Origin of the sequence: Streptomyces sp. NBC_00162 (genome assembly GCF_024611995.1) — a bacterium.
Classification (GTDB): domain Bacteria; phylum Actinomycetota; class Actinomycetes; order Streptomycetales; family Streptomycetaceae; genus Streptomyces.
Window position 1 is genome coordinate 238,307 of record NZ_CP102510.1, and the last position, 23,761, is coordinate 262,067.

Below are 23,761 nucleotides of genomic sequence, written 5' to 3' on the forward strand. Positions count from 1 at the left end.
CGCACTTCCCGGAAGGAACTCCTGATGTCTGAACAGAGTCGGCTGGAACTCGCCCTGCCCGCGATCCGGGAGCTCAAGCGGCGGGCGACCGATCTGGAGGCACAACTGACCGAACCGGTCGCGATCGTGTCGATGGCGTGCCGGCTGCCGGGCGGGGTGGGGACTCCGGAGGAGTTCTGGGAGCTGCTGTCCTCGGGTGGGGACGCGATCGAGGGGTTCCCGTCGCGGTGGGACGGCTGGGACGTGTACGACCCGGATCCGGAGGCCGTGGGCAAGAGCTATGCGCGCACCGGCGGATTCCTGCGGGACGTCGAGGAGTTCGACGCCGGCTTCTTCGGGATACCGCCGCGCGAGGCGCGGGCCATGGACCCGCAGCAGCGGGTCGTCCTGGAGACCGCCTGGGAAGCCCTCGAACGGGCCGGGTACCCCTCCGAAGCCGTCGAGAACAGCAACACCGGTGTGTACCTGGGCACGATGAACGGCGACTACGGCAGCCTGGGGCACGGCCTCGGGGACCAGGACGGCTACGTCAACACCGGCAGGGCGAGCAGTGTGCTGTCGGGCCGGGTGTCGTACGCGCTGGGGCTGCGGGGCCCGGCCGTCACGGTGGACACGGCGTGTTCGTCTTCGCTGGTGGCCCTGCACCTGGCGGTGACGGCGCTGCGGCAGCGCGAGTGCGACGTCGCGCTGGCCGGCGGTGTGACCGTGATGTCGACGCCGTCGGTGTTCGTGGAGTTCTCCCGACTGCGCGGCACCGCGGCCGACGGCCGGTGCAAGAGCTTCTCCGCCGACGCGGACGGGGCCGGCTGGTCCGAGGGCTGTGGCGTGCTCGTACTCAAGCGGCTGTCGGCGGCGCAGGCCGACGGTGACCGGGTCCTGGCCGTGATCCGCGGCTCGGCCGTCAACCAGGACGGCCGGTCCCAGGGGCTGACCGCTCCGAACGGGCCCTCACAGCAGCGCGTGATCCGGGAAGCCCTGTCGCGTGCGGGGCTGTCCCCGGCGGACGTGGACGCCATCGAGGCACACGGCACCGGCACCCCCCTCGGCGACCCGGTCGAAGCCGGTGCGCTGGCCGAGGTATTCGGGCCGGGGCGGTCCGCGGAGCAGCCGGTATGGCTGGGGTCGTCGAAGTCGAACATCGGTCACGCCCAGGCCGCCGCGGGCGTGGCCGGCGTGATCAAGATGGTGCTCGCCCTCCAGCACGAGCAGCTGCCCCCGAGCCTGTACGCCGAGCGGCCCAGCGAGCACATCGCATGGGAGGGCAGCGGGCTCGAGCTGCTGGGCGAGACGCGCTCCTGGTCGCGGGAGGAGTCCCGTCCGCGGCGCGCGGGCGTGTCGTCGTTCGGCCTGTCCGGGACCAACGCCCATCTGATCCTCGAAGAGGCACCGGCGCGCACGGAATCCACGGAGGAGCCCGAGGAGGTCTCCGGGCCGGACGCTACCGAACAGGCCGCCACCGGTGGGGTGTTCCCGGTGGTGGTGTCGGGTCGGGACGCGGGTGTGGTGCGGGCGCAGGCCCGGCGGTGGGCCGCCTGGTGGCGCGAGCACCCGGAGGTGTCCCTGGACCGGGTGGCGTCCACCGCCCTGTGGAACCGCAGCTGGTTCGACCACCGCGGCGCCGTCCTCGCCACCACCCGCGAAGAGGCCATCGAGCGACTGGAAGCCCTCGCCGAAGGCACCGATGCCATCGGAGTGATCGCTCCCCTCGAGACGCTGGGTGAGGAGGCGCTCCAGGACGCCGGCCCCGGCGGTGTGTGGGTGTTCCCGGGGCAGGGGTCGCAGTGGGAGGGCATGGGCCGGGCCCTGTACGAGCACTCGCCGGTGTTTGCGGAGACCGTGGCCGCTTGCGACGCGGCCCTGCTGCCCTGGACGGGGTGGTCGGTCACCGAGGTCCTCACCGGACGGCGTGCCCTGTCCGGGGTGGAGGAAGTACAGCCGGCGCTGTTCACCATGAGCCTGGGCCTGGCCGCCTGGTGGGAGTCCATGGGCATCACCCCGCAGGCCGTGATCGGGCATTCGCAGGGCGAAGTGGCCGCCGCCGTGGTGGCGGGCATCCTCACCGTCGAACAGGGCGCGAAGATCGTCGCCGCCCGCTCCCGGGCCGTCGCCACCTGCCGCGGGCAGGGCGGCATGGCCGTCGTCGAACGCGGCCATGAGTGGATCACCGAACGCCTTGCCGGCACCGAACTGTCCGTGGCCGCGGTCAACACCCCGGGATCCACCGTGATCTCCGGAGACGGCGACGCCCTGGACACCCTCCTCGCCCAACTGCGGGCCGAGGACGTGTTCGCCCGCCGGGTGCAGGTCGACTACGCCTCCCACAGCGCCCACATGGACCCCCTCCTGCCCGCCCTGGCCGAGGAGCTCGCCGGCCTCCAGCCGGCAGCCGGACGGATCCCGCTCTACTCCACCGTCCACGGCCGTCTGATCCACGGCACCGAGATGGACGCCGGCTACTGGTGCGCCAACCTGCGCCGGCCCGTGCGGTTCGACCAGGCCAGCAACGCCGCCACCACCGACGGCCACCACACCTGGATCGAGATCAGCCCCCACCCCGTCATGGCCATGGCCCTCGACGAGATCACCCAGCACCACGGCGGAACCACCGTCGCCACCGCCCACCGGAACCAGGCCGACACCACCGACGTCCTGTCCGCATGGGTCCGCGCGGGACTGGCCCGCGGGAACGGCTGGCCGTGGGAGCGCGCGGTGCCGCGGACGCCGGTGGAAACCGCCCTGCCCACCTACGCCTTCGACCGCCGGCGCCACTGGCTCCCCACCTCCGCCGGCACCCCGGCCGACCCCTCGGCCTGGGGCGCGGACGGGCTCGACCACCCCTGGCTCCCGCTCTCCACCCCGCTCGCCGACGACGACGGCCTCGTCCTCACCGGCAGGATCGACGCCACCGCACCCGGACAGCGCTGGCTGAGCGACCACAAGGTGTTCGGCACCGTGCTCCTGCCCGGCACCGGGATCCTCGACATGGTCCTCGCCGCCGCCGAACGCGTGGGCGCCACCGGGATCGACACCCTCACCCTGACCACCCCCCTGGTCCTCCCCGCGACCGGCGCGCTGCGCGTCCAGGTCGCCGTCACCGGCGCCGACGGCCACGGGGGCCGCCAGGTCACCGTCCACACCCACCCCGACCCCGACACCCGCCCCGACGCGCCCTGGACCACCCACGCCACCGCCCGGCTCACCCACACGACGGCCGGCGACACCCACGGCGACGGCTTCCGGGACCTGCGGAGCGGGCCGGTGGCGGGCACCACACCCGTGGATCTGGACGGGTTCTACGACGGGCTGCGCGAGCGCGGGATCGACTACGGACCCGCCTTCCAGGGCCTGGTGGAGCTCTCCCGCAGCGGCGACACCGCCTACGCCGTGGTCCGCCTGCCCGAGTCGGCGGCCGGGGCCGGGGCCGAGAGCGCGGCGGCAGGCGGCTTCGCGGTGCATCCGGCGCTGCTGGACGCGGCGCTGCACGCGGTCGCCGTACTGGACGCCGACACCGGACGGGTGTCGCTCCCCTTCGAGTGGACCGGGGTGGAGCTGTACGCCACCGGGGCCACCGAACTGCGCGTCCGGATCGAGCGGGACCCCGCGTCGTCCGAGGCCCGGCTGTGGATGACGGACGCCCACGGCGATCCGGTGGCCTACGTGGACGCGCTCGTCCTGCGCCCGGCGACCGAACAGCAGCTGCGGCAGCGCACGAGCGACCACCTCTACCGGCTCGACTTCCGGCCTTCCCCCGCGACCCGCGAGGTACCGGCCGAGACCTGGGTCCTCGGCGGCTCCGGCGACCTCGCGCACGCGACCGGCGGACGGCCCGTCACCGACGTGGCCGGGCTGCGCGCCCTGCTCGACGCCGGCGACGAGCCCCCGGCCCGCCTCGTCGTCGACAGCACCACGCGGGACCCCGGTGACCTGGCGGACGCGGTGCGCACGGCCACCGCCACCGCACTGCACGTGCTGCAGGGTCTGCTGGCCGAGTCCCGGCTGGAGGGGACCGAACTGGTCTGGGTGACCCGGCAGGCCGTACCGGCCGGGCCGGGGGAGGGCGTCGACGGTCTGGTGCACGCCCCGGTCTGGGGCCTGGTCCGTGCCGCGCGCGCCGAGTACCCCCAGCGGTCGCTGCGGCTGGTGGACACCGGTTCCGCGGCCGAGGACACCGCCGTGCTCGCCAGGGCCGTGTCCGTCGCCGACGAGCCCGAGATCGCCGTACGGGCCGGAGGGATACGGGTCGCGCGGCTGGTCCCGGTCGGCCCGGAGCCGGAAGGCGCCACCGGGGGAACTCCGGTATCGGAGGGAACGGCACTGGTCACCGGCGGAACCGGTGAGCTGGGCCGGGAGCTCGCCCGGCACCTGGTGCGCACCCGCGGCGTCCGGCGCCTCGTACTGACCTCGCGTCAGGGCGAGCGGGCCCCGGGGGCCGCCGGCCTCGCCGCCGAACTCACGGGGGCCGGGGCCGAGAGCGTACGGATCGTGGCCTGTGACGTCGCCGACCGGGAAGCCCTCGCCGGTCTGATCGGTTCCATCGACGATCTGGACTCGGTGTGGCACCTGGCCGGCGTACTGGACGACGGACTGCTCCCGGACCAGAACGCGCAGCGGCTGGAGCGCGTACTGGCTCCGAAGCTGGACGCGGCGCTGCACCTGCACGAACTCACCCGAGAGCACTCGCTGTCCGAGTTCGTCATGTTCTCCTCGCTCGCCGGAGTGCTCGGTAGCCCCGGCCAGAGCACGTACGCCGCGGGCAACGCCTTCCTCGACGCCTTCGCCGTATGGCGGACGCACGCGGGCCTGCCCGCCAGGAGCCTGTCCTGGGGCCTGTGGGAGCAGGCCGGCACGGGGCTGACCGCGCATCTCGGCCGGGCCGAGCTGACCCGGATCCGGCGCATGGGCGTCGAGCCGCTCTCCGTGGACCAGGGGCTGCGGGCACTGGACGCGGCGCTGGCGGTGGATTCGCGGGGACACCTGGTTCCCGTGCGGCTCGGGCTGGCCGCGCTGCACCGCGGCCAGGACGAGGTGCCGGTACTGCTCCGCGGCATGGTCAGGACGCGCCTGCGGCGGGCGAACGCGGGGGAGGCCCCCTCGGGCCTGCGCGGCAGGCTCGCGGCGCTCTCCCCCGACCAGCGGCGGGAGACGGTGACGCTGCTGGTGCGGTCGGCGGCGGCGAACGTGCTCGGCCTTCCGGACAAGGGCGCGGTGCCGGCCCAGCAGGTGCTCAGGGACCTCGGCCTCGATTCGCTGATGGCCGTGGAACTGCGGCGCCGGATCTCGCAGGAGACCGAGGTCCCGCTGCCCGCGACACTGGCCTTCGACCACCCGACCCCGGCCGCCATGGCGGAATTCCTCCTGGAACGGATGGACCTGTCACCGGCCGCGCCGCCCACCGGGGCCGTCGTCCGGGCCGCGGACGAGGACGACGATCCGGTCGCGATCGTGTCGATGGCGTGCCGGCTGCCGGGCGGTGTGGGGACTCCGGAGGAGTTCTGGGAGCTGCTGTCCTCGGGTGGGGACGCGATCGAGGGGTTCCCGTCGCGGTGGGACGGCTGGGACGTGTACGACCCGGATCCGGAGGCCGTGGGCAAGAGCTATGCGCGCACCGGCGGATTCCTGCGGGACGTGGAGGAGTTCGACGCGGGCTTCTTCGGGATACCGGCGCGCGAGGCGCGGGCCATGGACCCGCAGCAGCGGCTGGTGCTGGAAGCCTCGTGGGAGGCTCTGGAGCGCGCCGGATTCCGCCCCGAAAGCCTCGAGGGCAGCAACACCGGCGTGTACCTCGGTGCGATGGGGTCGGACTACGACCGTTTCCACCAGCACGACCTGAGCGCGCTCGACGCGTACGGCTCGATGGGCAGCGCCGGCAGCGTGCTGTCGGGCCGGGTGTCGTACTCCCTGGGGTTGCAGGGCCCGGCCGTCACGGTGGACACGGCGTGTTCGTCTTCGCTGGTGGCCCTGCACCTGGCGGTGACGGCGCTGCGGCAGCGCGAGTGCGACGTCGCGCTGGCCGGCGGTGTGACCGTGATGTCGACACCCTCGCTGTTCGTGGAGTTCTCCCGGCTGCGGGGCATGGCCGCCGACGGCCGGTGCAAGAGCTTCTCCGCCGATGCCGACGGGGCCGGCTGGTCCGAGGGCTGTGGCGTGCTCGTACTCAAGCGGCTGTCGGCGGCGCAGGCCGACGGTGACCGGGTCCTGGCCGTGATCCGCGGCTCGGCCGTCAACCAGGACGGCCGGTCCCAGGGGCTGACCGCCCCGCACGGGCCCTCGCAGCGGCGGGTGATCCAGCAGGCCCTCTCGCGTGCGGGGCTGTCCCCGGCGGACGTGGACGCCATCGAGGCACACGGCACCGGCACCCCCCTCGGCGACCCGATCGAGGCGGGCGCCCTGGCCGAGGTCTTCGGACCGGGCCGTTCCGCGCAGCGGCCCGTGTACCTCGGTTCGTCGAAGTCGAACATTGGTCACGCCCAGGCCGCCGCGGGCGTCACCGGCGTGATCAAGATGGTTCTGGCGCTCCAGCACGAAGAGCTGCCCGCGACCCTGCACGCCGACGAGCCGAGCCCCCACGTCGCATGGGAGGGCAGCGGGCTCGAGCTGCTGGGCGAGGCACGCTCCTGGCCTCGGGAGGACTCCCGGGTACGGCGTGCGGGCGTGTCGTCGTTCGGGCTCAGCGGGACCAACGCCCACCTCGTCCTGGAGGAGGCCCCTGCCGTAGGGACCGTCACCGAACAGGCCGTTCCGGAAGGCGTGTTCCCGGTGGTGGTGTCGGGCCGGGACGCGGGTGTGGTGCGGGCGCAGGCCCGGCGGTGGGCCGCCTGGTGGCGCGAGCACCCGGAGGTGTCGCTGGAGCGGGTGGCGTCCACGGCCCGGTGGCACCGTGGCTGGTTCGACCAGCGGGGAGCCGTCCTGGCCACCACCCGCGACGAGGCCATCAGCCGGCTGGAAGCGCTGGCCGAGGGGATCGAGACGCCCGGTGTGATCGCCCCCGTCGAGGGACTGGGCGACGAGGCCCTCCAGGGGGCCGGTGCCGGCGGTGTGTGGGTGTTCCCGGGGCAGGGGTCGCAGTGGGAGGGCATGGGCCGGGCGCTGTACGAGCGTTCGCCGGCGTTCGCCCGAGCGGTCGCCGCTTGTGACGCGGCTCTGCTGCCGTGGACCGGATGGTCGGTCACCGAGGTCCTCACCGGGCAGCGGCCTCTGTCCGGGGTGGAGGAGGTGCAGGCGGCGCTGTTCACGATGAGCCTGGGCCTGGCCGCCTGGTGGGAGTCGATGGGCGTCGCCCCGCGGGCCGTGATCGGGCATTCGCAGGGTGAGGTGGCCGCGGCGGTGGTCGCGGGCATCCTGACCGTCGAGCAGGGCGCGAAGATCGTCGCGGCCCGCTCCCGGGCCGTGGCCACCTGCCGCGGTCAGGGCGGCATGGCCGTCGTCGAACGCGGCCATGAGTGGATCGGCGAACGCCTGGCCGGCACCGGCCTGTCGATCGCCGCGGTCAACACCCCCACGTCCACGGTGATCTCCGGCGACGCCCATGCCCTGGACACCCTGCTGGCGCAGCTGAAGACCGAGGACGTGTTCGCCCGCCGGGTGCAGGTCGACTACGCCTCCCACAGCGCCCACATGGATCCCCTGCTGCCCGCCCTGGCCGAGGAGCTCGCCGGCCTTCAGCCGGCAGCCGGACGGATCCCGCTCTACTCCACCGTCCACGGCCGTCTGATCCACGGCACCGAGATGGACGCCGACTACTGGTGCGCCAACCTGCGCCGGCCCGTCCGGTTCGACCAGGCCAGCAACGCCGCCACCACCGACGGCCACCACACCTGGATCGAGATCAGCCCCCACCCCGTCATGGCCATGGCCCTCGACGAAATCACCCAGCACCACGGCGGGGTCGCCGTGGCCAGCGCCCACCGGGACCAGGGCGACACCACCGACGTCCTGTCCTCATGGGTCCGCGCCGGCCTCGCCCACGCGGACGCATGGCCCTGGCAGCAACTCGTCCCCCGGGCACCGCTGGCGAGCGAGTTGCCCACGTACGCCTTCGACCGCCGGCGCCACTGGCTCGCCGCCCCCGGCACCACCCCCGTGGACGCCTCCGGCCGGGGCGTGGACGGGGCCGACGGGGTGGACCACCCGTGGCTCACGCTGTCGACACCGCTGGCCTCCGGCGACGGACTGATCCTCACCGGCACGATCGATGCCACCGACGGCGGGCAGGCCTGGCTGGGCGACCACCGCGTGTTCGGCACGACGCTGCTGCCCGGTACCGGAATCCTGGACATGGTCCTCACCGCCGCCGAACGGGTCGGCGCCGGCACGGTGGAAACCCTGACCCTCGCCACCCCGCTGGTCCTGCCCGAGACCGGGCGGCTGCGCCTTCAGATCGCCGTCACCGACATCGACGGCCACGGGCGCCGCCAGGCCACCGTCCACACCCACCCCGACCCCGACGCCCACCCCGACACGCCCTGGACCACCCACGCCACCGCCCAGCTCACCCACGGCGCACCCCCGAACGACCCCGAACCCCTCGACTGGGCGGCGGCGGTCGAGTCCGCGCAGCACGTCTCCCTGGACGGGTTCTACGAGCGCTTCCGCGAGCGCGGACTCGACTACGGCCCCGCCTTCCAGGGCCTCAGTGCCCTGTGGCGGCACGGCGACGAGCTCTACGCCGTCCTCCGCCTCCCGGAGGACCTGCGGCCCGAAGGCTTCGGTATCCACCCGGCCCTCCTGGACGCCGCGCTCCACACGATCCTCACCGCCGAGGAAGCCGACGACGAGAACACGCGGCACCGCGACGGCAAGCGGGTCCTGCTGCCGTTCGAGTGGAACGACGCCCGGCTGTACGCGACCGGGGCCTCGGTCGTGCGGGTGCGCGTACGCCTCGACAGGACGCGCGAGCAGGCCGAGCTGTGCGTGACGGACGAGCACGGGGACCTGGTCGTCACGGCGGGCCTCCGCCTCCGGGAGGCCCGCGCGGAGGGCGTGCGGACGGCGGCGCAGCAGCACCTGTACCGGCTGGAGTTCCAGGAGTGCCCGTCGTCGCCCGCCGCCGCCGGGCCCGCGGACACCGTGATCACCGCCGGCCCCCTCGCGGCCGCGCTCGGACTGCCCGCGTTCGACACGGGAACCGCGACCGGACCGGCTCCTTCCCGCATCGTCGTGGATGCCACCCAGCCCTCCGGTACCCCGGAGGAGTTCACCGCGGCGGCCCTGGTCCGTGCGCGTGACCTGCTGGCCGATCCGCGGCCGGCCGGCACCGAACTGGTCTGGGTGACCCGCCGGGCGATCTCCGCGGACGAGGACGAGAGCGTCGACCTGACCTCGGCGCCCCTGTGGGGCCTGCTGCGTGCGGCACGCGCCGAGGGGCACCCGGTGCGGCTGCTGGACGTGGACGCCGGCGCCGATCCGGACACGGTGCGGGCGGCACTGACCCTGCCCGAGCCGGAGCTGGTGGTCCGCGGCCGTACGGTACGGGTACCCCGGCTGGTCCGGTTCTCCCCGCACGACACGGCACCCGACGGCGGCGCCACCGCGTCCGCGGCCGAGGGCACGGTGCTGATCACCGGCGGTACCGGTGAACTGGGCCGGCAGGTCGCACTGCACCTGGTGAGCGCGTGGGGAGTGCGCAAGCTGGTCCTGGCCTCCCGCCGGGGCGACGCCGCGGCCGGCTCCGACGAGCTGGTCGCCGAGCTGACCGCCGCCGGGGCCGCAGACGTGCGCGTAGTGGCCTGCGATGTCACCAGTCGCGAACAGCTGGCCGGACTCGTGGAGTCCGTCCCGGACCTCAGCGGCGTGTGGCACCTGGCCGGCGTACTCGACGACGGGCTGCTCACGGACCAGACTCCGGAGCGACTGGAACGCGTCTGGGCGCCCAAGGCACGCGCGGCGTGGTGGCTGCACGAGCTGACCGCGGACCGTTCACCGGCCTGGTTCGTGGTGTTCTCGTCCGCCGCGGGTGTCCTCGGAAGCGCCGGGCAGAGCGGTTACGCCGCGGCGAACGCGTTCGCGGACGCGGTCGTGCTCGAGCGCCGCCGGCAGGGACTTCCCGCGCTGAGCCTGTCCTGGGGACTGTGGGAGCAGGCCGGTACGGGCCTGACCGCGCACCTGGGACGGGCCGAACTGGCACGGATGCGCAGGCAGGGAGTGGCCGCGCTGACCGGCGCCCAGGCGCTGGGGGCTCTCGACACCGCGCTGACCGGCCGGCGGGCGCATCTCGTACCCCTGCGGATCGATCTGTCCGGGGCCGAGGACGACCGCTCGCCGCTGCTGCGCGGCAGGACCCGGATGCGCAGGCTCGCGGACACCCGGACCGGCAGCGCCGACACCGGCTGGTCCGCTCTGCCGCAACCGCAGCGCGTTCGCGCGCTGGCCGACATGGTGCGGCGCGAAGCGGCCGCGGCGTTGGGCCGCCCCGACGAGATCCGCCCCGACGCGGAGTTCACCGAACTCGGGCTGGACTCCCTGATGGCCGTGGAACTGCGCCGCAGGCTGTCCGCCGAGACCGGGCTGTCCCTGCCCGCGACGGCAGTCTTCGACCACCCGACGCCCGCCCGCCTGGCGGAGTACCTGAACGGCTGCCTGCGGGACCGGGGGGAGGACACGGTCCGTGCGCGCGTGGAACGCGTGGAGCGGCGCGACGTCCATCCGGCGACCGAGGGGCAGCGCAGGCTGTGGTTCCTGGAGCAGATGCGTCCCGGCACGGCCGAGTACAACGTGACGATGCCGGTCCGGGTCGCCGAACCGCTGGACCGCGCGGCGTTCGCCTCCGCCGTCGAGCACGTGGTGCGGCGGCACGAGGCACTGCGCACGGGCCTGGAGAGCCGCGACGGCGAGCTGGTCCAGGTGGTGTACGAGGAGTTCGGCACCCCGCTGCGCTTCGAGGAGGTCGCCGGCTCCGACGAGCTGGCCGACCGGATCCGGGGCGAGGCCGAGACGCCCTTCGACCTGTCCGGACCCGTTCTGCTGCGCTGCCTGGTGCTGACCGGCACCGACGAACAGGTGGTCTGCCTCACCCTGCACCACGCGATCGTCGACGCCTGGTCGCTGGTCATGACGCTGAATCAGCTGTTCGCCGCCTACGGGGAGTTCCGCGCCGGTCGTGTTCCCGACAGCGGCAGCGCGCCGCTCGTGCACCTCGGCGACTACGCCGGCTGGGAGCGGGACTCCATCGAGCGGGGAGCCTTTGAGACGGGACTCGGCTTCTTCCGGGACGAACTGTCCGGGGTCCCGCGTCTGGAACTGCCTCCGGGCGATGCGGACTCCGGCGCGGACAAGGTCGGATTCACCGTGTCCGACGCCCTCCGCGGCGAGCTGGAGGCCCTCGCCTCCGAGGCGGGGGTCACCCTGTACACGGTGCTGGCCAGCGCCTTCGCGGTGCTGCTCGCCCGGTACAGCGACCAGCGGGACTTCGGCATCGGCACGGTGTGGTCCGGGCGGGGACTGTCCGGGTCGGCGGAGATCGTCGGCTTCCTCGCCAACACGCTGCCGCTGCGCTGCGACCTCTCCGCCGACCCGGACGTGCCCGGTCTGCTGTCGGCGATGAAGTCCCGCGTGCTCGGCGTGATGGAGCACCAGAACGTGCCCCTGTCCGAAGTGGTCAAGATCGTCGATGCCGAGCGCAACGGCGAGGAGAACCCGCTGTTCCGGGCGGTGTTCAACTACGGCCTGGGCGCGGAGCCCGATGACGACACGTGGCGGCCGTTCGCCGGGTTCTTCACCGGCAACGTCGCGGGAACCGCCAAGTTCGAGCTGACCATGAGCCTCGCACCCGCCGCGGAGGGACTGCGCGGGGAGCTGGAGTTCCGGACACACGTACTGGACCAGGGATCCGCACGGCGCATGGTCGCGAACTTCGAGACCCTGCTGACCTCCTTCGTCCGGGACGCCGGTCTGCCGGTCAGCCGGCTGTCCCTGCTCCACGCCGAGGAGGAGGGCCGGTTCCGGCGGCACGGCGACGGCGTCACGCCGGAGCCCGCCGCGCTGCCCGCGCCGCAGCCGCAGCCGGAGGCCGCGGAGTCGGCCGCCAGCGGTGACCGGGTGTGGGAGACGGTGCTCTCGGCCTGGTCGCAGGTGCTGGAGGTGGAGCCGGACGAGGTGGACCCGGACAGCGGGTTCTTCGATCTGGGCGGCACGTCGTTGACGGCGGTGCGGGTCCACGAGCTGGTCCGTGACGGCCTGGGCCGCGAGTTCCCGCTCGCGACGCTCTTCCGCCACTCCACGGTGCGGCAGCTGACCACGTTCCTGCGCGGCGACACCACGCCCGCGGCGCCCGCGGCGACGGCGCCGGCGGCGGCCGAGGAGCGTACGGGCACGGGCTCGGACTCGGGCCCGGACCAGGACGCGGTGGCGATCGTCGGCGTGGCCCTGCGCCTGCCGGGCGCGCGCGACGCGGAGGAGTTCTGGGCGAACCTGCGCGGCGGTGTCGAGTCGATCCGCCGCTTCACGGACCAGGAGCTGCTGGACGCCGGGGTGCCCAGCAGCGTGCTGGACGATCCCGCGTTCGTCCCCGCCAAGGGGTACGTGGAGGACGCCGACCTCTTCGACGCCGAGTTCTTCGGGTACTCGCGGTCCGAAGCGGAGAACATGGATCCGCAGCACCGGCTCTTCCTGGAGACGGCCTGGCAGGGCCTGGAGGACGCCGGCGTCCTGCCCGGCGCCGACCACGGCCGCATCGGAGTCTTCGCCGGCGCCGGATTCGGCGGCTACAACACCGGAACCGTCCGAGGCGACGAGATCACCGAACTCCACGAGTTCTACCGCAATCTCCTCGGGAACAAGTCCGACTTCGTGTCCACGAGGGTGGCGCACAAGCTGAACCTGCGCGGTCCCGCGCTGACCGTGCAGACGGCGTGCTCCACGGGTCTGGTCGTCGCACACCTGGCCCGGCAGAGCCTGCTGCGCGGGGAGACCGACGTGGCCCTCGTCGGCGCCTCCGCGCTCACCTTCCCCCTGGAGTACGGCTACTACCACCAGGAAGGCTTCGTCTTCTCCCCGGACGGCTCCTGCCGTGCGTTCGACGCCGAGCGCCAGGGCACCGTGGTGGGCAACGGTGTGGTGGCGGTGGTGTTGCGTCGGCTGTCGGACGCGGTCGAGGCAGGGGACCGGATCTACGCGGTCATCCGCGGCAGCGCCATCAACAACGACGGCTCCGACAAGGTCGGATTCACCGCGCCGAGCGTGAGCGGCCAGGCCGCCGTCATCACCGACGCGCTCGCCGACGCCGGACTGTCGTCCGCCGACATCGGCTACGTCGAAGCGCACGGCACGGCCACCGCCATGGGCGACCTCATCGAGGTCCAGGCCCTCCAGGAGGTCTTCACCTCCGACCGCGACGAGCCGTGCTCGCTCGGGTCGGTGAAGTCGAACATCGGCCACGTCGACGTGGCCGCGGGCCTGGCGGGGCTGGTCAAGGCGGCGCTGTGCGTCTACCACGGCGAGCTGGTGCCCACGGTCAACTTCCAGCGAGTCAACCCCGAACTCGGCCTGGACCCGGCCGTCCTGCGGATCAGCGACGACACACGGGCCTGGTCGGGCACCCGACGGGCCGGAGTGTCCTCGTTCGGCATCGGCGGCACCAACGCCCACCTGGTCCTGGAACAGCCGCCCCAGCCGGCCACGCCACCCGCCCCGGCACGCGCCGCGGCGCCCGTGGTCGTCTCCGGACGGACCCCGCAGGCACTCCGGGACCAGGCACGGCAATGGGCCGACTGGCTCACCCGGCACCCCGACACCACCCTCACCGACCTCGTCCGGACCACCACCCGAAACCGCCGGCACTTCGACCACCGGGCCGCCGTACTCGCCCATGACCTGGACGAGGCGGTGCGCGGGCTGACCGCGCTCGGGGACGGACACGCCGCCGACGCGGTGTGCACCGGCGTGGCCGAGGAACGCGGCAAGGTCGTGTTCGTCTTCGCCGGCCACGGTTCGCAGTGGCCGGGCATGGCCCGGCGCCTGCTCACCGAAAGCCCGGCCTTCGCCGACACGGTCGCCCGCTGCGACGAGGCACTGCGCCCCTGGACCGGCTGGTCGGTCCGCGAACTGCTGGCGGACCCCGAGGCGAGCGGGCTGAGCCTGGACGACGTCGAGGTGACCCAGCCCGCCCTGTTCACGGTCGCCCTCGGCCTGGCGGAGGTGTGGCGGTCCGTCGGCCTGGAGCCGGAGGCCGTGGTCGGGCACAGCCAGGGTGAGGTGCCCGCCGCCGTGGTCGCCGGAGCGCTGACCCTGGAGGAGGGCGCCAAGGTGGTCGCCGTCCGCAGCCAGGCGTTCGACCGCATCGAGAGCGGCTCGGGCGGCATGGCCGTGCTGGGACTGCCGCTGGCCGAGGTGGAGGAACTGCTCGCCGGATACGGCGGTGCGCTGTCGGTGGCCGTGGTGAACACCCCGGGTTCGGTGGTGGTGGCCGGCGCGGCGGACGCGGTGGGCGACCTGCTCGCGAGGCTGGCGGACCGTGACGTGTTCTCCCGCCGGATCAAGGCGGACCGCGCCGGACACTGCGGCCTGGTCGACCCCATGCTGCCCGAGGTCGAAGCGGCGCTGAGCGGACTGCGCCCCCGCGCGACGACGGTGCCGATGTACTCCACGGTGACCGGCGCGCGGATCGGCGGAGAGGCCCTGGACGCCCGTTACTGGTGCCGCAACCTGCGCGAGCCGGTGCGCATGGACCTGGCGCTCGACGCACTGAGCGCCGACGGCTTCGGCGTGTTCACCGAGATCAGCGCGCACCCGCTGCTGGCGATCCCGCTGACCGCCTTCACCGCCGACCGGGGCGGAGTGGTTCTGGGCAGCCTGCGCCGGGACCACGGCGGCCTCGACCAGATCGTGCGCGGCCTCGGCGAACTGCACGTCCACGGCCACCCGGTGGACTGGACCCGGGTCATCGACGGCCCCGGCCGCCTGGTCGGCCTGCCCGGCTACGCCTTCCAGCGGCAGAGCTACTGGATCGACGGCGGATCCCGTAGCCGGCAGGAACGGCAGGCACCCCCCGCGGACCTGGCGGCCCGGCTGGCGGCACTGCCCGAGCCGGCCCGTGCCCCCGCCGTGCTGGAGGCCGTGCAGGAGGTCCTCCGCGGCGTCCTCGGACTCGGCGAACCCATGCCCGTGGACGAGCGGTTCCAGGAGCGCGGGCTGGATTCGATGATGGCCCTGCAACTGCGCAACCGGCTCAGCGAGGTGACCGGCACGCCGCTGCCGTCCACGCTCGCCTTCGAGCACCCCACGCCCCAGGCGGTCGTGGACCATCTGCTGGCCCACGCCTTCTCCGAGCTGCCGCCTTCCGGTCCGGTGATGGAACGCGCCGAGCGGCGCGACGTCCACCCGGCGACCGAGGGCCAGCGCCGGCTGTGGTTCCTGGAGCGGATGCATCCGGATTCCGCGCAGTACAACGCCGTTCTCCGGCTGGAGGTGGCGAGCCCCCTGTGCCCGGAGACGTTCGGCCGGGCCCTGCGTACGGTGATGGAACGTCACGAGGCGCTGCGCACCGGGTTGGAGCTGCGTGACGGCGAACTGGTCCAGGTGGTGCACCGGGAGTTCACCGTCCCGCTGCGGCACGAGCGGGTGGCCGATGCCGACGCGCTCGACCGGACGCTGTACGCGGAGGAACGGACTCCGTTCGAGCTGGATGCCGAGACCCTGTTCCGCTGCCTGCTGGTGGACTCCGGCGAGATGTGGACCCTGTGCCTCACCCTGCACCACGCCATCACCGACGGCTGGTCGCTGTCCCTGCTGCTGAACGAGCTGTACGAGACGTACCGGGCCCTCGCCGGGCAGCAGCCCCTCGAGCTGCCGGAGGTCCGCTACCACCTCGGCGACTACGCGCGGTGGGAGAAGCAGGCCGTTGAGCAGGGCGCCTTCGAGCGCTCGCTCGCGTACTTCGCGTCCGAACTGGAGGGAGCCCAGCGTCTGGAACTCCCCGCCCGGGACACCGCCGAGAACGACCGGGGCGACCAGGGTGACCGTGACGACCGTGACGACCGGGGCGGCGCCGTGCACTTCACCGTGCCTGCGGAGCTCCGGGCCGCTCTGGACGAGCTGGCCGCACGCAATTCCGTCACCGGGTACACCGTGTACGTCAGCGCCTTCGCGGTGCTGCTCGCCCGGTACACCGACCAGTACGACTTCAGCATCGGCACGATCTGGTCGGCGAGGGAGCTGCCGCAGGTCGCGGAGACCTTCGGATTCCTGGCGAACACCCTGCCGCTGCGCTGCGACCTGACCGGGGCGGTGTCCTTCGAGGACGTCCTCGCCCGCACGCACACCCGTGTGCGCGGGGTGTTCGAGCACCAGAGCGTCCCGCTGACCGAGGTCGTGCGCGTCGCCGGCGGTGACCGGACCGGCGAGGAGAACCCGCTGTTCCGGGCGGTGTTCAACTACGGCGGCGCGGCCTTCCCCACGATCGGCACGGGCGAGGAGGCCTGGCGGCTTCCCACCACGGGCAGCGTGTCCGGCAACGTCCGGGGCGCGTCGAAGTTCGAGCTGGGCCTCACCCTGACCGCCGACGGCGGGGTGCTGCGCGGGGAGCTGGAGTTCCAGTCGCACGTGCTGGACCGGGACTCGGCCGACCGGATGGCCGCCAACTTCGAGACCCTGCTGGCCTCGCTGGCCGAGCGGCCCGCCCGTCCGGTCCGCGAGAGCGAACTGCTCTGCGGTGCGGAACGCCGCTGGCTCGCCGAGCACGGCGGCGACGTCGCGGCCCGGCCCGCCGGCGAGACCGCGTTCCAGCGGATCCTGGAACAGGCGGCACGGACCCCCGACGCGGTGGCCGTGGTGTCGGACGGACACGAGCTGACCTACCGGGAGGTGTCCGCGCGAGCCCGCGCGATCGCCCGGCGGCTCGCCGCACTGGGCGTGACCCGTGGCGACCTGGTCGGCCTCTGCCTTCCCCGCACGGCCGATCTGCCGGTGGCGATGCTCGGCACCTGGATGGCCGGGGCCGCCTACGTTCCGCTGGACCCGGCGTACCCGAAGGCGCGTCTGGACCATGTGGTGTCCGACAGCGGCCTCGGGGTGGTGATCTCGGCCGGCTCCCTCGCGGACGTCCTGCCGGACGGCCCGCGCGTGCTGTCCGTCGAGGAGATCACCGAGGAGGTCGCCGAGGAGACCGCCGAGGAGACCGCCGAGGACGGGCACCACGGACAGCAGCCGGCCTCGGCTGTGCCGGTCCGACCGGAACCGTCCGACCCCGCCTACGTCATCTACACCTCGGGCTCGACGGGCACCCCGAAGGGCGTGGTGGTCGAACACGCGCAGTTCGCCGCCTTCTGCCTGGCCATGGACGACCGCGTCGGCGGTGGCGCCGACGGCACCTGGCTCGCCGTGACCAGCGTGTCCTTCGACATCTCCGGCCTCGAACTGCTGTGGACCCTGACCAGGGGCCACCGCGTGGTCGTCGCCGGCGGAGAACTCGGCGCCTGGGCCGGATACCGGCAGTACGGGCCGACGCACCTGCAGTGCACGCCGTCACTGGCCAGGATGCTGCTGGCGGACGCGGAAGGCCGTGAGCTGCTCGGCGGGCTGCGGCTGCTCCTGGTCGGTGGCGAAGCGCTCGACCGCGGGCTGGCCGACCGGCTGCTGCGGACCTGCGGCGGCGACGTGCTCAACATGTACGGGCCCACGGAGACCACCGTCTGGTCGACGACCTGGCGCGTCGAGCCCGGCCCGGTTTCGCTGGGATCGCCCGTCCTCGACACCCGGCTGGCCGTGCTCGACCGGCACCGGCAGCCGGTACCGCGCGGCTGCCGCGGTGAGCTGTGGATCGGCGGGCGCGGTGTCGCGCGGGGCTACTGGGACCGGGCCGCGCTGACCGACGAGCGGTTCGTGGCGGACCCCTACGAGGGCGCGGGGCGGATGTACCGCACCGGGGACGTCGTCCGCTACCGCGAGGACGGCTCACTGGAGTACTGCGGCCGCGTGGACAGCCAGGTGAAGCTGGCCGGACACCGCATCGAGCTCGGCGAGATCGAGTCCGTGGTCGCCGGCTGCGCCGGCGTGCGGGAAGTCGCGGCGGTCGTACGCGAGGACGCCGGCCCGGCGGCCCTGTGGGTGTACTACTCCGGGGACGCCGGCCGGCAGGTCCTGGCCGAGCACGCCGCGGCGCGGCTGCCGGTGTCGATGCTGCCCGCGCGGTGGATCCGGCAGGACAGCCTGCCGCTGACACCGAACCGCAAGATCGACCGGCTGGCGCTGGCCGCACTGCCCGCGCCGCGGCCGGAGCCCGCGCAACCGGCCGCCGAGGGCGACCGGGTGTGGGACGCGGTGGTCTCGGCCTGGTCGCAGGTACTGGACCTGGCCGAAGTGGACCCGGACCGCGGCTTCTTCGAACTGGGCGGAACGTCGATGGCGGCGCTGCGGGTCCACGAGCGGCTCTGCGCCGCCCTGGACCGCGAGTTCCCGCTCGCGACGCTGTTCCGCTACTCCACGGTCCGGCAGCTCACCGCGTTCCTGCGCGGCGACACCACGCGCACGGTGACCGCGGCCGCGACGTACCGGCAGCGTCCGGACGAGGACGCGGTGGCGATCGTCGGCGTGGCCCTGCGCCTGCCCGGTGCCAATGACGCGGACGAGTTCTGGGCGAACCTGCGCGGCGGAGTCGAGTCGATCCGCCGCTTCACCGAGCGGGAACTGCTCGACGCCGGGATACCCAGGAGCGTGCTGGAGGACCCCGGCTTCGTCCCGGCCAAGGGGTACGTGCAGGACGCCGATCTCTTCGACGCCGAGTTCTTCCGATGCTCTCCGTCCGAAGCGGAGAACATGGATCCGCAGCACCGCCTCTTCCTGGAGACGGCCTGGCAGGGCCTGGAGGACGCCGGCATCCTGCCCGGCGCCGACCCCGGCCGCATCGGGGTCTTCGGCGGAGTCGGCTTCGGCGGCTACGACCAGGGCGATTCCGAGGACGCCTCGGAGGTCTTCCGCTCGGCGATCGGCAACAAGAACGACTTCCTCGCGACCCGCCTGGCGCACAAGCTGAACCTGCGCGGACCCGCGCTGACCGTGCAGACGGCGTGCTCCACGGGTCTGGTCGCCACGCACCTGGCCCGGCAGAGCCTGCTGCGCGGAGAGTCAGACGTGGCCCTCGTCGGCGCCTCCGCACTCACCTTCCCCCTGGAACAGGGCTATCAGTACCAGGAAGGCTTCGTGGCCTCGCCGGACGGACACTGCCGGCCCTTCGACGCCGACGGCGCGGGCACGGTCCTCGCCAACGGTGTGGTGGCGGTGGTGTTGCGTCGGCTGTCGGACGCGGTCGAGGCAGGAGACCGGATCTACGCGGTCATCCGCGGCAGCGCCATCAACAACGACGGCTCCGACAAGGTCGGATTCACCGCGCCCAGCGTGAACGGCCAGGCCACCGTCATCACCGACGCGCTCGCCGACGCCGGACTGTCGTCCGCCGACATCGGCTACGTCGAAGCACACGGCACCGCCACCGCCATGGGCGATCCCATCGAGATCCAGGCCCTCCAGGAGGTCTTCACCCCCGACCGCGACGAGCCCTGCGCCGTCGGATCGGTGAAGTCGAACATCGGCCACACCGACGTGGCCGCAGGCCTGGCGGGGCTGGTCAAGGCGGCGCTGTGCGTCTACCACGGCGAGCTGGTGCCCACGGTCAACTTCCAGCGTGTCAACCCCGAACTCGGCCTGGACCCGGCCGTCCTGCGGATCAGCGACGACACACGGGCCTGGGCGGGCACCCGACGGGCCGGAGTGTCCTCGTTCGGCATCGGCGGCACCAACGCCCACCTGGTCCTGGAACAGCCGCCCCAGCCCGCCGCGCAGCCCGCCCCGGCACGCGCCGCGGCGCCCGTGGTCGTCTCCGGACGGACCCCGCAGGCACTCCGGGACCAGGCCGGCCGGTGGGCCCAGTGGCTCACCGAACACCCCGACACCACCCTCACCGACCTGGCCTGGACCACCACCCGGCACCGCGAACACTTCGCCGAACGCGCGTCGGTGGCCGGATCCGACCTGACCGCGGTCATCGAAGGACTGACCGCCATCGCCCACGACCGGCCGGACGCGTCGGTCACCCTCGCCACCGCACGGCCGGGCAAGGTCGTCTTCGTCTTCCCCGGCCAGGGTTCGCAGTGGCCGGGCATGGCCCGGCGCCTGCTCACCGAAAGCCCGGCCTTCGCCGACACGGTCGCCCGCTGCGACGAGGCACTGCGCCCCTGGACCGGCTGGTCGGTCCGCGAACTGCTCCAGGACGAGGACCGCATCGCCTGGGACCGCCTGGACATCGCCCAGCCGGTGCTGTTCACCATGTACCTCGGCCTGGCGGCGGCCATGCGGGAGCTGGGCCTGGAAGCCCAGGCCGTCGTCGGACACAGCCAGGGCGAGATCCCCGCGGCCGTGGTCTCCGGCGCCCTGACCCTGGACGAAGGCGCCAGGATCGTCGCCGCACGCAGCACGGCCCTCGCCGCGCTGGACTCGGACGGCGAGATGGCGACGGTGGAGCTCCCCGTCTCCGAGGTCGAGACGGCACTGGCTCCGCACGGGGACGCCGTCTCGGTCGCCGTGGTGAACACACCGGGATCCACGGTCATCTCCGGAGACCGGGCGGTCGTCGAAGAGCTGCTCTACGCGTGGGACGACCAGGACGTGTGGTGCGGCAAGCTGAACACCTCCTGCGCGTCCCACAGTTCGCACATGGACGCACTGCTGCCGGGCCTGCGGGACCGCCTCGCCCCGCTGCGCCCCCGCCCGACCGGCATCCCGCTGTACTCCACCGTGCTGGGCCGGCGGGCCTCGGGCGAGGAACTGGACGCCGCCTACTGGTGCCGGAACCTGCGCGAACCCGTACGGCTCGACCTCGCCCAGCAACAGCTGCTCGCCGACGGGTACACGGTGTTCGTCGAGGTCAGCCCGCATCCCGTGCTGGCCATGCCACTGGCCGACGGCGGCGCGGACCGGGACGCGGTGGTCCTGGCGGCCATGGAACGAGACCAAGGCGGCCTGGACCGGCTCCAGCGCACCCTGGGCGCGCTGCACGCGCACGGTGTCGGGATCGACTGGCCGGCGGCCGTCCCCGACGGCCGCATGGTCGGCCTGCCCGGCTACGCCTTCCAGCGGCAGCGCCACTGGAAGGAACCCGCCCGCCGCAAGACGACCGACCAGCGGTTCTGGGACGCCGTCGGGGCGGGCGAGGCCGACGCGCTCGCCGAGCTGCTCGGCGCGTCCGGGCAGCACCGGGACAGCGTCATGGACCTGCTGCCGCTGCTCCGGCGCTGGCACCAGGGCCGCGACGACCACGCCGGGATCGCCGACTGGCTGTACGAGGAGACCTGGCAGCCCGCCGAACCCGCCCCGGCACCGGCGGACGGGGTCTGGGCCGTCCTCGGGGACCCCGCGTCACCCGCCGCGGAGCTGGTGGCGGCTCTCGGCGAGGCGGGCGCCGCCGCGCACCGGGCCGGCACGGACCCGGGTGACCTCGCCTCCCTGCCGGCGGAGCTCCAGGGCGTGATCGTCCTGACGCCGCCGGACGAGGACGGCACGCGGCACGGATTCCTCCGGACCGTACGACTGCTGCAGGAACTCGGAACGAGCCACCCCAGGACTCCGGTGTGGCTGGTCACCAGGGGCGCCGTCGGCGTGGACGCGGCCGATCCGGTCACGCGTCCCGAGCAGGCCCTGCTCCACGGACTGGGCCGGGTCGCGGCACTGGAACGCCCCGAAGCCTGGGGCGGCATCGCGGACCTGCCCGAACAGCCGCACCCGCACTGGGCCGGGCAGCTCGTCCGCGCCGTCCTCGCCGGCGACGACGAGGACCAGATCGCGCTGCGCGCCGACGGCCGGTACGTACGCAGGCTGCGCCGCACCACGCCCGCACCGGGCGCGCCGTGGACGACCAGCGGCACCGCCCTGATCACCGGTGGCACCGGCGCCCTCGGCCGGCGGCTCGCCCGCTGGCTCGCGGAACGCGGCACGCGGCGCGTCGTACTCGCCTCCCGCTCCGGCGAGGTCTCCGCGCGGTTCCGCGAGGAACTCGAGGCGACCGGGGCGGAGATCGTGACGGCGGCCTGCGACGTCGGTGACAGGAGGCAGGTCGCCGAACTGATCGACCGGATCGACGCCGGCGGTCCGCCGCTGACGGTCGTCGCCCACCTCGCCGGGATCGCCGGAATGGCACTCCTGGCCGAGCTCGACGGAGCCCGGGCCGCCGAGGAACTCTCCGCGAAGGTGTCCGGCGCCTGGCACCTGCACGAACTGCTCGGCGACCGGCCCCTGGACGCGTTCCTGCTGTACGGCAGCGGCGCCAGCCTGTGGGGTGCGGGCGGCGGGACGACCTACGCGGCCGGCAACGCCGCGCTGGACGCCCTCGCCCGGCACCGGGTGGCGGGCGGCCGCACGGCCACCGTCGTCCACTGGGGCGGCTGGGCCGACGGAGGCATGGTGACGGAGGAGGCCGAGGAGCAGCTCCGGGAACGGGGCCTGCGGATGATGGCCCCGGACCGGGCACTGGGCGCACTGGACCTGGTACTCGGAACGGACCGGGTGGCACTGGGCGTGGCCGACATCGACTGGTCCCGCTTCACCCCCACCTTCTGCGTCGCCCGGCGGCGTCCGCTGCTGCTGGGCATCCCGGAGGCGCGCGCCGAGATGACGGGCACGCGCCAGGAGAGCGGACTCGGCGAGCGGCTGGCGGGCATGGGACGGGACGCACGGCTGCGTACGGTGCTCGAACTGGTCCGCGTCGAGGCCGCCGCCGCCCTCGGGGTGGCGGACGTCCCCGCCGAACAGCCCCTCCAGCAGCTCGGGATGGACTCGCTGATGGCGGTCGGCCTGCGCGCCAGGCTCGCCAGGCGGACCGGCCTGCCGCTCGGCACGGACGTACTGTTCCGGCACGGCAGTTGCGCCGGCATCGCGCGACACCTGGTCGACGAACTCACCGGGCGCCCGCCCGGCACCGAGGACTCGGCCACCGCCTCGCCGACGGCCTCGGCCGACCAGCTGGTGCGGGTGCTCAAGCCGGCGCCGAACCCCAGGGCACGCATCCTGTGCATGGCCGGAATGGGCGGCACGACCACCGCCCACATCCCGCTCGTCCCGTACCTTCCCGAGGACGTGGAACTGCTGGGCATCCGGGTTCCCGGCCGTGAGGGCAGCGTCGGGGAGGCCCCGGTGAATGATGTGAACGTGCTCGTCGACCGGGTCGTGGCGGAGATGTCCGACCGTCTCGACGTGCCGGTCGTCCTGTACGGGCACAGCCAGGGCGCAAGCGGAGTCTGGGAGATCGCCCACCGGCTGGGCAGCAGGGCGGGCGGACCGGAACTGTCCCTCGTCGCCGCCTGCGCGCTGCCGCCGTTCACCGAGGCCCCGGAGGAGCTCCAGCGGTTCCAAGAGGTGTCGGCGCTGTGGGACACGGCGGAGCCGGCGACCCTGGCCGAGGCCTTCCGGGGGGTGCTGCCCGACGGGATCCTCGCCCACGACGAGGTCTTCGCCGGCTACCTGGAGAACCTGCGGAACGACTCCGAGATGTGGACCCGGTACCAGCGCATGCTGGACGCCGACCGCAGGGGTCCGCTGGACATCCCGGTCACGGCGGTGTCGGCCACGGCCGACCCGGTGCTGCCCGAGGGCACGATGAAGGGCTGGTCCGCGCTGACCAGGGGCACGTTCACGACCCGGAGCATCGAGGGCGCGCACTCGGCGCCGATGGAGAACCCCGAGGCCATGGCCCGGCTGCTGACCGCGGCCGTCCCCGCCGGGCCGACGCCCGGCGCATGAAACGCCCGTGGCGTCCGCCGTCTTCGGACGGCGGACGCCACGGGCG

Annotated in this window: 1 pseudogene; it reads left to right on the forward strand. The window is 73.7% G+C overall.

From position 1 onward, the window contains the following. Positions 1-111: 111 nt before the first annotated feature. Positions 112-23,715, forward strand: a pseudogene (locus JIW86_RS40795) (amino acid adenylation domain-containing protein); the annotation flags it as partial. Positions 23,716-23,761 lie beyond the last annotated feature (46 nt).